This is a genomic window from Vibrio sp. Evd11 (assembly GCF_900382755.1).
Taxonomy (GTDB): Bacteria; Pseudomonadota; Gammaproteobacteria; order Enterobacterales; family Vibrionaceae; genus Vibrio; species Vibrio lentus.
The window spans coordinates 37,489-53,482 of sequence record NZ_OSDX01000018.1 but is presented as its reverse complement, the minus strand read 5'-3'; the positions used below and the strand labels follow the sequence as shown (position 1 = coordinate 53,482).

The window sequence follows — 15,994 nt, the reverse complement described above, 5'->3', positions numbered from 1 at the left end:
TTAGCCCTAAAGGCAGATTGATTAGGGCACGTTAAATAACTCCATTCTTGGGCACATTTTATGTGCCCTTTTTTTCGCCACTAGATCAAGGAATAACGATGAGACTTTCTTCCATTGTGTCTCGAGTTTATTTAGGTTTCTTCACGCTGATCGTGATCATGCTGGGTAGCGCATGGTTGAGTATTAGCAGCAATAAGAACATAACCTCACACATCGAAACCATCACTCAACAAGCCACCCCTTTAATGCTCCAATCCTCTACGCTTACCATCCGTTTTTTGGATATTAACCGAAGCTCAATTCCTTATTTATCAGCGGATTATGTTGATGAGTTAGAGCCACTCAAACAAGTTGTTGTAAATAACATTGAGCATTATCAGCTGCAATTGAATTGGTTTGAAGGCAAGAGCACGGCAGGGTCGTCTCTTGAATCCATACTCCAGAATATTGATGAAACGGGCGTTGCCACCATCGATAAGATAGACCAGACCTTAAACTTATACGTTTCTTATTTGGATACGAAAGACCTCGGTTCGATGGAGCAGGCACAATTTCAATCGGTAGTGGGTCAACTCAATAATACCTTGGTGAATCAACTGGCGAGCGCGAGCTCAGATGCAACGCAAAAAGCAGTAGAAGCATTACTGGTTCAATTGAGCTTGATTGCGGCAGAAGCCAATGAGGCTTTTTCACTGCAAACGTCATCGGAAGTTCGTGGAGTAGAGCGACGCCTACAAAGTCGTCACGAGCGATTTAAAGAGGCTGTTGCCAATTTGGAGGCGCAGGCCCCGGCTTTAGTGCGGCGGAGCAAGCAGTCTTTGTCACTGCTCGCTTCCCATGCCTTTTCAGCGCAAGGCTCAGTGTCTACGCACATGGAAACCGTTAAGTTGCATGAGTCGATAGCTGAACAAAGAGCTGAAATTGAACAGGCGATTGATGTGCAGCTAGGGTACTTCGACGAACTTTCTACGTACGCCGAACACACCGCAACAAACCTGTATCAAGAGTCGATGGAATCATCCAATCAAGCCCTTTTGATGCAGGTAATTATTTCGATTGTATCGGTTCTGATTGCGCTTTTGATAGGCGTTAATATCGCAAAAGGCATCCGTAAGCCAAGCAAGTTGGTACAAGGTGCCTTAGACCAAGTCGCCAACAAAGACCTGAGTTATCAGGTTCAATATCAAGCCAATAATGAATTTGGTTTAGTGAGCGACAAGGTCAATTTGGTGATCAGTCACTTAACACACGTGATTGAAAACATGCGCCAATCATCGCTGCATTTAAAGGAAGCGTCACTAGATAATCAAAGTACCAGTGGTTCATTGCGTGAGGCGATGTTAGACCAAACCAATCAAACCGTAATGGTGGCAACGGCGATGGAACAGATCGAATGTTCCGTGACTGAAATAACTCAAGCGGCCAACCAAACACTGACACTGGTGACATCGGCTGTCACTAGTTCAAGCGCAGGGCAACAAACCATGGGCAAGAATGTTGACCTAATGGGCGTTTTGGAAAGTAAGTTGGCAGAATCAACAAGCACAATCGACAAACTTGAGAAAGAGAGTGCCAGCATTGGTTCTATTCTTGATGTGATCTCCGGTATTTCAGAACAAACTAACTTGTTGGCATTGAATGCAGCCATTGAAGCCGCTCGTGCTGGCGAGCAAGGTCGAGGGTTCTCTGTGGTCGCCGACGAAGTGAGAGTGTTAGCCGCAAAAACCAATGCATCAACGCAAGAGATTCACCATAAAATTGAACGGCTTCAAAACAGTTCTAAATTGGCTGTTGAACAAATCAATCAGTGCGTTGCAGATATGGCGCAATGTGTTGAGCAAACGGGTGAAGTGAATCAATCCATATCGACCGTGTATGGCTTGCTCAATGAAGTCGAACAAAGAAGCCATCAGATCGCAACGGCGACCACAGAGCATCAAGTTGTCGCATCCCAAGTGACGCAAAGTATCAGCCAGATACATGAATTGGCAGAAGAAAACTCCCAACGTTCACAGGTACTCTTTTCCCATGGTCAGCAATTAGAAATCATGTCGCAACAGCAATTCTCACTGACTCAAGAATTTAAGTTACCGAAGCCATCTGAAAATAAGGATTAGACATCTATCTGAGTCTTAATGATTCCATGCCCAGCTTTTTGCTGGGCATTTTTGTGTCGGGTCAGCGGAGCATTAATGTGAGTGTTCATGAGATGAAATGTTCTCATACAATTTCGAAAGGCCATTGAAATAACAAGGCCACTTTCCCCGTGTATATTGCCTTCAGCTGCGGATTCATCAACAAATTACGCTTCAGAAAAATGGATTTTGGTGTACTTGTTTGATCTGGCGAGTAAGTAATCGAACGCCATCTTGATAATATAAACAATAATCTCATGAAATAGTTTCATGGCGTGAAGTTAATCTGTAAGCGCTTTCATGATTTCCACAACTGGCCTTTTTACCTCCAACTTTAGTGTGATGACACTCACTTCAACCAAGACGCCTTTCTTTAATAATCGTTTTGTAAGCGGTTACAAGCTAATGAAGTATCGAGGTTCGAGTGGCGACAATTAAACACGTATCAGAACATGCAGGTGTGTCTCAGGCGACAGTGTCTAGAGTTATTAATGGCACTAGCAGAGTCAGTCATGACAAGAAATTAAAGGTTGAAAAAGCGATCAAAGAATTGGGTTATCGCCCGAACTCTATCGCTCAAGCTTTGGCGTCAAGTCGTACCGGTAGTGTTGGTGTTGTTGTTCCTGAACTTGGCGGTTCTTTCTATTCAGGCATCTTGCATTGCATAGAAGAAAACCTGCGCCGCTTTGGTTATCACGCTGTGGTTACAGCGGGTTCGAACACCGAACAAGGGCAGCGCGAGTCTGTGGAGTTTCTGCTGGGGCGTCGTGTTGATGCTTTGATTCTTCATACTCAATTGCTCAGTGATGATTATTTAATTGAATTGGAAGAACAGGGGACCCCTGTGGTTTTAATTAACCGCTTCATCCCAGAAATGGCGATGAGTTGTATTGATATTGATAACGAAGTCGGGGGGCTACTCGCTACTCAATATCTTTTGCAAAAGGGACATACAGATATCGCGTGTATTACCGGGCCTTTAGATAAAGCAGACGCTAGGGGGCGTTTGCAGGGGTATCGAAAGGCCTTGGAAGAAGCGGGTGTGCCATACGATGAAGCCTTAGTCTCGGAAGCGGGCTTTACTGAAGAGACGGGCATCAGTGCTATGAAGAAGCTGATGAATCGTAAGTGTCATTTCACCGCAGTATTTGCTTCGAATGATCACATGGCATTTGGCGCCTTTGAGGTGCTGCATCAAGAGGGGCTGTCAGTTCCGAAAGATGTATCACTGGTGGGCTTCGATAACACCATCTTCGCGCGCTATCTGACCCCTAGTTTGACCACCATTAATTTCCCAATTGAAGAGATGAGCATTGAAGCTGTGCAGCTCACTCTGCAAAAGCTAAAGAAAATAAAACATGACGTGAACTTTAAATTGCTGCCGACGTTGGTCACTAGAAACTCGGTATCGGATTTACCAGTTACCCTATAAAAATATTAAGGATAGAACATGAAATTTAAGACCTTAGCGCTTTCATGCGCGGTTGCTTTAGGATTAGGTACAACAGCTGCAAATGCAGCAGACAAAGAAATTCGTTTCGACGGTTTCCCTGATTTCGATAGCAGCCTGAAGGTATTACTGCCTGATTTCGAAAAGGAAACGGGTATCAAAGTTGATTACCTTATGAACAACCACGGTGACCACCACACGAAACTGACAACGAACCTTGCAACGGGTTCTGGTGCGGGTGATGTGATTGTTGTGGACGTTGAGAAAATTGGTCCATTCGTGGGTTCTGGCGGCCTAGTTAACTTGTCTGAAAACTACGGTGCAGATAAGTACGAAGAACGATTCGCACCTTACGCATGGGCACAGGGCAAAGGCGCTGATGGCGATATGTACGGAATCCCTGTCGACCTTGGTCCTGGCGTTATGTACTACCGCACTGACGTGTTCGAAAAAGCCGGCATTAATGTAGAAGACGCAATCAAAGATTGGGACTCATACATCGCTGCTGGTGAAAAACTGAAAGAACAAAACGTACAACTTATCGCTTCGGCAGCCGACGTGGCACAAGCGATTATCTTCACGACGGTTCCTGAAGGTGAAGGTCTGTACTTTGATAAAGATGGCAATCCAGTCGTGACATCAGAGCGTTTTGTTCATGCTTTTGAAGTCGCAAAAGAGATTCGCGACAAAGGCTTAGACGGCCGCATTCTGGCTTGGTCTAACGAATGGTACGAAGGCTTCCGCAACGGCACATTTGCAACTCAACTTTCTGGCGCTTGGCTTCTTGGTCACCTAAACAACTGGATTGCTCCTGAAACTAAAGGTAAGTGGGCAGTAGAAAACCTACCTGATGGTATCTACGGCAGCTGGGGCGGTTCATTCCTATCTATCCCAACTCAATCAGAAAACCCAGATGAAGCTTGGGCGCTTATTGAATACATGACGACGGATCGTGAAGTACAGCTTAAACACTTCGAAACGATTGCTGCTTTCCCAGCGAACATCACCACGTATGACGATGAGCTTTTCCAAGAAGAGATGGAATTCCTAGGTGGGCAAAAAGCTCGTCTACTGTTTGCTGAAGTGGCACAGAACATCAAACCAGTCTCTCCAGCACAAGGCGACCACGTTGCACGTTCTATTATCTTAGAGAACGCATTGATGGAAGTGCTTGATGAAGGCAAAGACATCAAGACGGCGCTTAAAGAGGCAGAGCGTCTAATCAAGCGTCGCACGCGTAATCTTTAATTTGTTTTTATTTTAAGTAAGTGAGGAAGCGTGGATAACGCGCTTCCTTTTTAAGAGGTCGTTACTATGAATCATACAGCGAGCACAACGATAGAACCTGCGGACAAAAGCCTTTTTTCTCGTCTAAATTTGAAAGCGCTTACACCGTATGGATTTCTTCTGCCGTTTCTGATCATTTTTTCTGTATTTGGGATCTTCCCGCTGTTGTTCTCTGTTTACCTGTCGTTCCACGAGTGGAACCCGGTAAGAGGCATGGATGCGATGGAGTTCGTTGGTTTTGAGAACTATCACATTGCTTTAACGGACCCATGGCTATGGCGTTCATTGAAGAACACGCTTTGGCTAGCGATCACTTCAGGCGTGGCTCAGCACTTAGTCGCTATTCCAGTGGCTTACATGTTGGTTTCAATGGGTGACCGTATGCGTCACTGGCTAACATCGGCGTACTTTCTACCGTTCATTACATCAACGGTCGCAGCGTCACTGATTTTCTTCAATATGTACTCTCCTAACTCAGGAATTATTAACCAAACGCTAATGGCGCTGGCCGATAGCACGCTGTTTGGTTGGGCATTCGCTTGGGTTAACGATTTCCAACCCATCCGTTGGTTAGACGATGCCACTATGGTGAAGCCGTCTATCGCAATCATGGTTTTCTGGAAATACACCGGTTTTAACATCGTCCTTTACACCACAGGTTTAATGACGATTCCTAAAGACATCTTAGAAGCCGCGCGTATGGATGGTGCCAATGCCTTCCGCCGCTTCTGGAACATTTCACTACCAATGATTCGTCCATTCATCTTCTTTGCTATCACGATGACCATCATCGGTAACCTGCAAATGTTTGAAGAACCGTTCGTACTAACACGTGGTACAGGTGGTACTGGCCAATCTGGTTTAACTATCTCGATGTACCTCTACAAAGTGGGCTGGGAATGGTTAGAAATGGGTACAGCATCTGCTATCTCGTGGTTACTGTTTGCACTCATCGCGACTTGTACATTGGTTCAATTTTTACTCTTCGGTAAGAAAGGCTTAGGGGAACATTAAGATGTCGACATCAATTAAGACAAATACCTCACCACTAAGTGGACTGATACCAAGTGAACGCAGCATGTTCATTCTGACTAAGATCTTGATGGTCATGCTAGGTATCTTACTGGTTGTTTCAGCGCTAATTACAGTCTTTCCATTTGTATGGTCAGCACTGCTATCAACGCGTGACCGTTCTGAAATTTTCGGTACGGGCATTAGCTTTGCGATTGGCGATAGCCTGGCGATTAACTACGCCAAATTGCTTGAAATCATGCCGTTTTGGAAAGCGATGTTTAACTCGATTTACGTGGCTTTCTTAGGCACCACCATCTCGCTGCTGTTTTGTAGCATGGGTGGCTACGCGTTTGCTGTGTTTAAGTTCCGCGGTAAGAACGTGCTGTTCGGCATGCTGGTTGGCTCAATGGCGATTCCGCCTGTGCTTAGCTTGATCCCTTACTTCATGATCGTGAAATTCTTAGGCTTGTTGGATAACCACATGGCGGTATGGCTACCGTTCACCACCACACCATTTGGTATCTTTTTGATGCGTCAGCACGTGATTGCATCGATTCCAAAAGAGCTACTTGAAGCGGCGAAACTGGATGGCGCTGGTGAGTTCAGAACGTACTGGAGCGTGGTACTGCCACTGATGAAGCCTGCACTGGCAACACTGGCGATTGTTCAGTTCGTTTTCTTCTGGAACATGTTCATGCAGCCTCTCGTTGTGCTAAACAACCCAGATAACTATGTCATTACGCAAGCACTTCGAAGTGTTCAAGGTATTCCGAATACGCCATGGGGCGCGGTAATGCTAGGCACCACAATTTCTATTTTACCGCTCGTGATTACTTACTTGTTCGCATCGAAACAGATGATCAGTGGTTTAACGTCCGGCGCAGTCAAAGGTTAGGTTTAAGGGTTATAACAATGAATAAATATCAACTTCCAAGTGATTCAAAGTTACGCAGTAAGGAATTTGTATTCGGTGTCGCGACATCTTCATACCAAATTGAAGGCGGCGTTGAAGAGGGCGGTCGTACACCGTCTATCTGGGACACTTTCTGTAAGACGCCGGGCAAGGTCGATAACGGTGACAGTGGTGATGTGGCGTGTGACCACTACCACTTATGGCAACAAGATATTGAGATGATTCAAGGCTTAGGCGTTGATGCTTACCGTCTCTCTATTGCATGGCCGCGCATCCTGCCACAAGACGGTGTCGTGAACCAACAAGGTTTAGAGTTTTACGGTCAGATCATCGATGAGTGTCATGCTCGTGGCATGAAGGTGTATGTGACACTTTATCACTGGGATCTTCCGCAATACCTTGAAGATAAAGGCGGCTGGCTAAACCGAGAAACGTCTTACAAATTCGCAGAATACGCAGAAGTGGTGAGTAAGTACTTTGGCGATAACATTGACGTGTACACCACGCTCAATGAACCGTTTGTGTCTGCATTCCTAGGCTACCGTTGGGGCGAACACGCGCCAGGTATTAAGGGTGAAAAAGAGGGCTACTTAGCATCTCACCACCTAATGTTGGCACACGGTTTGGCTATGCCGATCCTTCGTAAAAATGCCCCTCATGCTAAGCATGGTGTGGTATTCAACGCGACGCCAGCTTACCCGCTGACGCCACAAGACCAAGCGGCAGCAGATTACTGCGAAGCCGAGAACTACCACTGGTTCATCGACCCAGTATTAAAAGGCGAGTACCCGCAGTTAGTGGTTGAGCGCCAAGCGATGAACATGCCGATGATCCTTGAAGGTGATTTAGACATCATCAGCGCACCGGTCGATTACATCGGTATCAACTACTACACACGCAATGTCGCTCGCTTCAATGAGAACGGCGACATTGAATCAGTAAAACAGACTGACGCAGAACACACTTATATCGGTTGGGAAATTAACCCACAAGGTTTAACCGATTTATTGGTAAGACTGGATGCTCGTTACGAAAATATGCCGCCTATCTACATTACTGAAAATGGTGCAGCGGGCAACGATGAACGTGTAAACGGACAAGTGATGGATGACCAACGAGTTCGTTATTTCCAAGGCCACATCGAGGCGGTTCACAACGCGGTTGAAGCCGGTGTGAAAGTCGACGGTTACTTCGCTTGGAGCCTGATGGATAACTTTGAGTGGGCATTTGGCTACTGCCAGCGTTTTGGCATTGTCCATGTTGACTACACCACCCAAGAAAGAACATTGAAACAGAGTGCAATTGCGTACCGAAATATGCTGCTAGAGCGCGCTGAGGAGAACAGATAATGGCTAAAGTAGAATTTAAGAACATCAAAAAATCATTCGGTGATGTTGAAGTCGTCAAAGAGTTTGATTTTACGGTTGAAGACGGTGAGTTCGTGGTTTTCCTTGGCCCATCTGGCTGTGGTAAATCGACAACGCTACGCATGCTAGCTGGCCTTGAAAGCATCAGTTCTGGTGACATCGTGGTTGGCGGCAAGTTGATGAATAAAGTCGACGCGAAAGACCGTGACTTGGCGATGGTATTCCAAAGCTACGCTCTGTACCCACATATGACGGTGTACGAGAACATCGCCTTTGCGCTAAAACTGAAGGGCATGCCAAAAGCAGAAATCGACGTAGAAGTGCTAAAAGCAGCGAAAATGCTAGAGCTTGACCCGCTACTGAACCGTAAGCCAAAAGAGCTTTCTGGTGGTCAGCGTCAGCGTGTAGCAATGGGCCGTGCGATGGTTCGTACTCCGAAAGTGTTCTTGTTTGATGAGCCGTTATCTAACCTAGATGCAAAACTTCGTGGCGTGATGCGCGAAGAGATCAAACACCTACACCGCGAGCTTAAAACCACTACGATCTACGTAACCCACGATCAGATCGAAGCGATGACACTGGCGGATCGCATCGTGATCCTGAAAGACGGTTATGTTGCTCAAGTTGGTACACCAACCGAGGTGTTCCAGCGTCCTGCAAACAAGTTTGTCGCGCAATTCATTGGTAACCCGTCAATGAACATGTTGGAAGCAAAACTGATTGAAAAAGAAGGCGAGTACTTCGTTGAAATAGGCGATGTTCATATCCCACTGCCTGAGCGCTTTAAGTCTCTGGCATCTAAGAACTTAGCGCTGCATTTTGGTGTTCGTCCAACAGACATTCACCTGCGTGCCGAGCAAGTTGACCACGACCGCGTGCTGCCATTCCCTGTGAAAATCAAAGACAAGGAATTACTGGGGGCAAGCATTCTTCTGAAAACAGAAATTGGCGGTCAACCGCTGATGGTTGAAACCCAAGCGGCTGAAGTGGATGTAAAAGATCTGACGCTTTACTTGGATTTGGATGCTTTCCACTTGTTTGATGCTCTGAGTGAGAACTCGCTAGCGAGCTAGTCAATTACGAGCTAGCCAGTCAATTTAAATCAGCCATTGAGCTGACACCAACCAACTTACGACAAATTGTTTTGGCTCCTCCTGATTTGGGAGGGGCTAGGGATAGTGATGATGAAATTCGGATATTTTGACGATAAAAACAAAGAATACGTAGCAACCACACCGTGTACACCGATCAAATGGTGTAACTATGTCGGCACATTAGATTTCGGTGGTATTGTAGATAGCAACGGTGGCGTCCTGTTGTGTAAGGGCGATCCTGCACTTAACCGTATCACTAAGTACATTGCTCAACTGCCAAACTCAGATTTTAAAGGCTCGACCATGTACCTCAAGGTACGTGACGAAGCGGGCAACGTAGAGGTGTTCTCACCTTTCTACACGCCAACCTTGAAGCCGTTAGATAAGTTCGAAAACCACACTGGTTTGTCATACACCACCATCATTGCAGAAGCCTTCGGTGTACGTTGTGAAGCGACGTTCTTTGTACCAAAAGCTGACCAAGTACTGCTACAAGACATCAAAGTCACCAACATTTCAGACAAAGCACTGCACGTTGATGTGGTGCCTGTTTACGAATTCACGCACTTCGATGCGCTTAAACAGCTACTCAATGCGGACTGGGTTCCACAAACCATGACGCTAAAAGCGCACCAGCAAGAGTCGGGTCATACCGTGCTTGAGCAGTATGCCTTCATGAAGCGCGATTACGCAGTGAATCTGATGACAGCGGATCGCCCTGCGACGTCTTTTGATGGTGATCGCCAATCGTTCCTAGGTAATTTGGGCTACGGTACATGGGCAGCGCCAGAAGCACTAAACAATGATGAATTAGGCAACACCGAGTGTTTGCGTGGCGACAACATTGGCGCACTGAACCTGCGTCTAGGTTGGTTATCTCCAGAGCAGACCGAACGTACGATTGTACAAATCGCGCAAGAACAGAGCCTAGAAGCCGCACTTCCTCTGTTGGCTAAATATCGAGACCATCAAGTGGTCGATTCTGCTTTCGCTGAACTGGCTGAACATTGGGATGGTTACCTACAAGCGGTTCAGGTTGAAACGCCAGACCCAGCAATGAACTCGATGCTGAACGTACATAACCCACGTCAGTGTCACACAACCAAAAACTGGTCTCGTTACTTGTCTCTGTATCAGCTTGGCTATGGTGCTCGTGGCATCGGTTTCCGTGATTCTTCGCAAGATACATTGGGCGTAATTACCCACATGCCGGAAGAGGCGCGTGAGTTCATCGAGCGTCTGTTGTCTGTTCAGAACACCAATGGTTCTGCGATGCATCAGTTCTTCCCATCAACGATGGAAGCGAACGCCGGTGACTCTCGTGAAGAGGAAGATCGTCCGGATTACTACGGTGATGATCACCTGTGGATCATCTACGCGGTGACGCAATATGTGAAAGAAACGGGCAATGCAGACTTCTTGAATAAAGAGATCCCGTTCTATCAAAAAGACAAAGCGGGCAACCCTGTTGAAACGGGAACGGTTTGGAACCATCTGTGCCGCGCGATTGAATTTACCTACACCAATACTGGTGAACACGGCCTACCGTTATTAGGTTTTGCTGACTGGAATGACACGGTAAACCTGCCAACCGGTGCCGAGTCGATGATGGTGGCGAACATGTACGGTAAAGCACTGCTCGACATGTTGGACTTGTGTGAGCTGCGTGGCGAAGCGCAACTGACGGCTAAGTTTAACGATCAGTACCAACAGATGCAGAGTACGGTGAATGAGTGCGGTTGGGATGGCGAATGGTTTGTTCGTTACTTTGATGAGCAAGGTTTGCCAATCGGCTCTCATAAAAATGAGCAAGGGCAGATCTACACCAACGGTCAAAGCTGGCCTGTGATCTCTGGTTTCGCGACTCAAGAACGTGCAACTCAGGCGCTAGATTCGGTTTACAACAAGCTGAATACAGCGAATGGCATTAAGCTTTCAACTCCTGGTTACAACGGCTTTGATCCGCAGCTAGGTGGTGTTTCGACTTACCCACCAGGTGCGAAAGAGAACGGCGGTATATTCCTGCATTCCAACCCTTGGGTGATGATCGCAGAAGCGAAAATGGGCAACGGCGAACGTGCTTACGAGTACTACCGTCAGATTAATCCGGCTTCTAAGAACGACGACATCGATACCTTCGAATCTGAGCCTTACTGCTACCCACAAAACATTTTGGGTGACGAACATAAGCAGTTTGGTTTAGGCCGAAATGCATGGCTTTCAGGTACTTCATCTTGGACATACGTTGCGGGTACGCAATGGATTCTGGGTGTTCGCCCTGAAGTGGATGGCTTGTTGGTGGACCCATGTATTCCTGCTGAGTGGCCAGAGTTCAAAGTCCGTCGTCAGTTCCGTGGTGCGACATACCATATTCATGTCACTAACCCGAATAACGTGTGTAAGGGTGTGGTTGAAATGAAGGTCAATGGTGACCCGATTTCAGGTAACAAGGCGCCAGTGTTTACATCTGGTGAACACACCATCGAGGTGATTTTAGGTTAACAAAGAGAAGGGCGCTTTATGCGCCCTTTATTGCTTTTTGGTTTCTCTTTAGTGTCGCTTTATTTTGGTTGCATCACTGTGGTTGATAGCTGGCTTGGCATTGCCAAGTAAAGGTCTGAGATTGGTTCGGGCTAAGCGTCAATAAGCCTATCTGGTTATTGAATGCATCAGCTGGGCAAGTCATTGGTTCTATTGCAATACTTTGTTCGCTCGTCGGCGTGTACAGCTGAACGAATGGGTAGCTTGCATCTTGTTGATAGCGAATAGCGGCAGACGAATCTGAGCGTGTAAACGCAAGTTGGTTGGTTGCCTTGGAATCAAATTCAAAGCAGTGATTTAAGCTTTGATTGGTGAGTGAATCACCCAAAGACAAACGGTCAAAAGCCAGTTTTTCACCGTTGGGTAGGTCGTTTTCGTGTATGACCTCAGAGCAAGGCGACATAGCGAGTCCACATTGTGCTAGCTCAGTGCCGAGTGAGAAATAAGGGTGCCAAGCATCACCGAATGGGAATGCAGAATCACCAAGATTAGAGACGATCGTTGAGGAAGTGAGTTTACCCGTGATATCGATAGTGAAAGTGACTTCAAGGTTGAACGCAAACGGGAAAGCAGGATGCAAAGATGACGTTTGATACTGCAACGTCACACTGGCGGATTCTTCAGTGGCTACGCTGTTTGTGATTGAAAAAGGTTGGTTGTAGAGCAGGCCATGTACGGCGTGATCAGACCAAGGAAAGTTAGCTGGGAGTTGATGGTTTTGGTTATCGAAACTGTAACGACCTAAGTTTAAACGGTTTGGAAAAGGGAATAATTTAGCACTGCGGGAAAAGAACGGATGTTGGTTGATCAGTTCATCATAATTCTGATAACCACAAATAAAAGAGAATGGACTGTTATTTACGGTATATTTATTAATAACAGCACCAAATCCATTGATTATTTGAAGTTCTATACCATGTTGGTGGTTTATTAATGTGACTGAGTCAATATTTCCAAATTTTTCATTTATAATTTTAAACATGTTGATGTCTCCATTTTAAAAAGATATTAACAAGAAGAAAAAAATATTCAATGGCGGTTTTAAAATGAATAATAAAATTCCATATACGAGCTACACAGGAAATTCGGAACATTTATGTAAAAAAGGTGATGCAGTTGAATTTATTCAACCTTGGTACACGCCAATTTCTACCACACCAGAAAATACCGGTATGGCGGTGGGCGGAATTGGTAACACATTTACACTGACGCCAAACGGCAAAACACCCAATTTCAGTTTTATTCCGGGAATATTTGTCGACTGTTCAGAGCAAGTTATTAATTTTAATGATTTTTATGCGTCGGTGATGAATGTGCCGACCATCGATACGCTGCAAGTCAATGATGAGCAAGAGCTGAGCGTTCACCTGAATTTTTATCCTGCCTTGTTTGATGGCAACAAGATAGAAAGCAAAAACATATCGAATGCGATTAACCTGATTCGAGCAGCATTAAAAAATGGTCGCTTCTACCAAGAAAATAAAGCTAACTTTACAAAGTGGAACGTTGAATTTTCAAATAAGACTCAATTATTGATTGAAGAAGATTCTGCTTCAACAATTTGTCAATTATATGTCGCCTTAGATTTCTTTAATGGTTTACTAATAAATTATACAACGAAGTTATTATCACTTACCGCGGGTGATAATAATGATATAGATAGTGTTAATGGCAGAGATATAGAATATCAAGCTTTGTATCCATTGGCTGAATATAAATACAGTAGCTTCGAAAATATTAATATAAAACGCAAGGTAGTATCTCCGATCGTTAAAGAGAACAAACGCCTTTGTTCTTTACCGATGCACTGGAATCACTTCGAATTAACCAATAATTCAGCGCAAACTCGCGTGATTACGCTTGCTCAACCGCTACAAAACTTGATTGGTTCAACCTATCAAAAAGGTCGCGATGGCATTCAAGATTCGGCTTGTACCTTATCTCAAAATCCTATCGCTCAGCAGCATAAAGTGGTTAACTTAAAAGGCGAAAGTCACAGCTTTACCGGTGTTCAGCTGTCTAGCCAATCGCCTTATCAGAGCGATATTGAAGGCGAGGTGGTGTTTGGTGTTCAAGCGGATAACCATTTGACGGAATCTGGCAAGGTCTCGATTTCTGTTAAGCCAACGCTTTACACCTCTAAGAGTGCTCAACAAACAGAGTTCGCACTGAAAACAGGCCGCACAAACACTGAGTTTCAAACTGGTATCTACACAGGGCGTGAAGCTCTGAGCGCATTGGTGGTGGTTCAGGTTGAATTGGAAGCGGGTGAGTCTGTTGATCTGCGTTTTGCACAGGTAATGGCGCACAGCAAAGTCATGCTTAATGGTTGGTATTCAGATAAGGCTTACACGCAATTTTACCCGCAAACGCAACCAGCTCTGCCGATGTTAGAAGACGTATTGCCAGAGCTAGAAGCGATTGAGCAACAGATCGTCGAACAACAAACGGCTTTCCTCGAACAAGCTCAAAGCAAAATATCGCAGCCAGAATCGGCACTGCGTTATGCGACGATGGCGATGAACTCATTGTCCTTCCTAGCCGAATCAACGGTATGGGATAAAGAAGATAAATTCTTGGTGAAAGAGTGTGTCGACTACCCATTCTTTAACTCTCTGGATGTGTACTTCTACGGTTCATTCTCATTGCTTTATCTGTTGCCTGAGCTTGATGGCTGTGTGATGAAAGCGTTCTCTAAAGCCATTTTGGCGGAAGACTTTACCGAGCGCCGATACTGGGAATATGAAGCGACGCCGAATGCCGAATTGATTGATGACAAGTACCAAGGCGTGCGTGCCATTCGAGGTGCGGTGATCCACGACTTGGGCAGTCCATTCGACATCCAGCCAGACGCTTACAGTTGGCACAACGTGAAAGAATGGAAGGACTTAGCGCCGAAATACATTCTGATGGTGTACCGCCATTATCAAAACACTCAAGATATCTCTGTGGTTAAAGAGTGCTGGCAAGCCGTAACTGAAAGCATCGATTTCTTATCGAACTTGATTGCTGAAGGTGATGATTTACCACTAACCCGAGGCACAGACGATACCTTTGATAACCTTGCGTCTCACGGCATCTCTATTTACTGCGCGAGCCTTTGGGTGGCAGGTCTACAAGCGGCAAGCGAACTTGCAAAATTGATGAATGAAAGCGAGTTAGCCGCGGGTTATTTAACGCGCTCTCAAAAGGCGCTAGCGACGGTTGAGCAAAGCTTGTGGGATGAGAAAGAGGGTTACTACCACTTCTTCGTGACGCCAGTTCAAGCCAAGCATCTAACCGGTTCTGGCTATCAAGCTCTGGAAACCTTAGGCCTGACTTTGACGGGTGATGCGATTGCTGACAAGAACACGCTCAATGCCTATCTAAATGAAACGGATACCTCCATCAACATCAGTAAGGTATCTCAAAGAGTCTCTAAGAAACGCTTGCTGAGTGAGACCGCGCCACAAGCTTTTACACAAGAATACTTAGATTTAGTGCCAGATTCCGACAACAGCTTTGGCGATGCCTTGTTGGCTGACAGCTACCTTAAGCTCATCGGTTTAGAAGGTATTTTCCCGCAAGATAATATCCAACGCGCATTGGACTATGTTTATAAGCATAACTTCGAAATTAACAGTCCTGAGCTGGGTGTTGCGAATATGACGTTAGCCGATGGTTCACCACATGAAGCATTTCAGGCACAAGATGTGTGGATTGGTGTTCAGTTTAGTGTGGCTACAGCGTTGAATTTAGCAGGTAAATCGCAGCAAGCAGAAACATTGATGGATACCGTGTATACCGTACTCTATGACTATTCGAAAATTCCATTTGCAGCGCCAGAGGGGTTCAATTGCTCTGTGTCTGTCAATGAGAAAGATCTTATAGAAGCATTTAAATTGTCGCAAAGTGATGCGAAAAACTGGCTAAGTGTACTTAAATATCAAAACTGTGTGCTGTCTGACGGTCGTATCAACCCAACATTGACGAAAGATACTGATAATTTTGTTAAAATGTTGAGCGGTGAAATCCCGTTAGAAAAGCTCGCTGGCTTGCACAAATGGCTACTGAGTACTGGCTTGAAATACACGGCTGGTCGCTACTTTAGACCGGGGATGATCTTCGCCTACTTGTATTAACTTAATGACACGATTTTCAACGAAAGCAGTGGTATGCAGGTTGAAACTGATGGGGAGCTTAAAGCTCCCCGA

The 15,994-nt window shown here is 45.6% G+C and carries 10 protein-coding genes; 9 read left to right on the top strand and 1 reads right to left on the bottom strand.

The annotated features are described in order from the left end of the window. Window positions 1-98: 98 nt before the first annotated feature. From ED652_RS10225 to ED652_RS10190, 8 genes are all read left to right on the top strand, one after another. Entirely contained in the window at window positions 99-2,117 is a 2,019-nt protein-coding gene (locus tag ED652_RS10225) for a methyl-accepting chemotaxis protein (RefSeq protein ID WP_122054659.1), read from the top strand. Between the two features lie 442 nt (window positions 2,118-2,559). Then, on the top strand, window positions 2,560-3,567 hold the full coding sequence (locus tag ED652_RS10220; protein ID WP_012601182.1) for a LacI family DNA-binding transcriptional regulator: 1,008 nt from the start codon (window positions 2,560-2,562) through the stop codon (window positions 3,565-3,567). Between the two features lie 18 nt (window positions 3,568-3,585). After that, the gene (locus ED652_RS10215) at window positions 3,586-4,833 is read left to right on the top strand and encodes an ABC transporter substrate-binding protein (protein ID WP_009846151.1); all 1,248 of its coding nucleotides are present in this window, start codon (window positions 3,586-3,588) and stop codon (window positions 4,831-4,833) included. A gap of 66 nt (window positions 4,834-4,899) precedes the next feature. After that, on the top strand, window positions 4,900-5,886 hold the full coding sequence (locus ED652_RS10210) for a carbohydrate ABC transporter permease (protein WP_009846152.1): 987 nt from the start codon (window positions 4,900-4,902) through the stop codon (window positions 5,884-5,886). A 1-nt stretch (window position 5,887) separates the two neighbouring features. Beyond that, on the top strand, window positions 5,888-6,781 hold the full coding sequence (locus tag ED652_RS10205; protein WP_009846153.1) for a carbohydrate ABC transporter permease: 894 nt from the start codon (window positions 5,888-5,890) through the stop codon (window positions 6,779-6,781). Between the two features lie 17 nt (window positions 6,782-6,798). Then, window positions 6,799-8,148, top strand: a complete 1,350-nt coding sequence (locus ED652_RS10200; RefSeq protein WP_065681028.1) for a GH1 family beta-glucosidase — start codon at window positions 6,799-6,801, stop codon at window positions 8,146-8,148. Then, complete coding sequence (locus tag ED652_RS10195; protein WP_009846155.1) at window positions 8,148-9,239, top strand: ABC transporter ATP-binding protein; 1,092 nt, start codon at window positions 8,148-8,150, stop codon at window positions 9,237-9,239. The genes ED652_RS10200 and ED652_RS10195 overlap by 1 nt, the downstream gene beginning before the upstream one ends. A 108-nt stretch (window positions 9,240-9,347) precedes the next feature. Next, window positions 9,348-11,762 (top strand): glycosyl transferase, encoded by a 2,415-nt coding sequence (locus ED652_RS10190; protein ID WP_122054657.1) that lies wholly within the window; start codon window positions 9,348-9,350, stop codon window positions 11,760-11,762. Window positions 11,763-11,835: 73 nt separating this feature from the next. Here the strand turns inward: ED652_RS10190 and ED652_RS10185 are convergent, their stop codons facing one another. Beyond that, the gene (locus ED652_RS10185) at window positions 11,836-12,783 is read right to left on the bottom strand and encodes an aldose 1-epimerase (RefSeq protein ID WP_122054655.1); all 948 of its coding nucleotides are present in this window, start codon (window positions 12,781-12,783) and stop codon (window positions 11,836-11,838) included. A gap of 64 nt (window positions 12,784-12,847) precedes the next feature. Between ED652_RS10185 and ED652_RS10180 the strand changes: the two genes are divergently transcribed. Then, entirely contained in the window at window positions 12,848-15,922 is a 3,075-nt protein-coding gene (locus tag ED652_RS10180; RefSeq protein ID WP_122054653.1) for a GH116 family glycosyl hydrolase, read from the top strand. Window positions 15,923-15,994 lie beyond the last annotated feature (72 nt).

Bases quoted from the DNA above. Each gene is read 5' to 3' on its own strand.
- ED652_RS10225 (WP_122054659.1), top strand. From the start codon at position 99: ATGAGACTTTCTTCCATTGTGTCTCGAGTTTATTTAGGTTTCTTCACG.
- ED652_RS10215 (WP_009846151.1), top strand. From the start codon at position 3,586: ATGAAATTTAAGACCTTAGCGCTTTCATGCGCGGTTGCTTTAGGATTA.
- ED652_RS10210 (WP_009846152.1), top strand. From the start codon at position 4,900: ATGAATCATACAGCGAGCACAACGATAGAACCTGCGGACAAAAGCCTT.
- ED652_RS10205 (WP_009846153.1), top strand. From the start codon at position 5,888: ATGTCGACATCAATTAAGACAAATACCTCACCACTAAGTGGACTGATA.
- ED652_RS10200 (WP_065681028.1), top strand. From the start codon at position 6,799: ATGAATAAATATCAACTTCCAAGTGATTCAAAGTTACGCAGTAAGGAA.
- ED652_RS10195 (WP_009846155.1), top strand. From the start codon at position 8,148: ATGGCTAAAGTAGAATTTAAGAACATCAAAAAATCATTCGGTGATGTT.
- ED652_RS10190 (WP_122054657.1), top strand. From the start codon at position 9,348: ATGATGAAATTCGGATATTTTGACGATAAAAACAAAGAATACGTAGCA.
- ED652_RS10185 (WP_122054655.1), bottom strand. From the start codon at position 12,783: ATGTTTAAAATTATAAATGAAAAATTTGGAAATATTGACTCAGTCACA.
- ED652_RS10180 (WP_122054653.1), top strand. From the start codon at position 12,848: ATGAATAATAAAATTCCATATACGAGCTACACAGGAAATTCGGAACAT.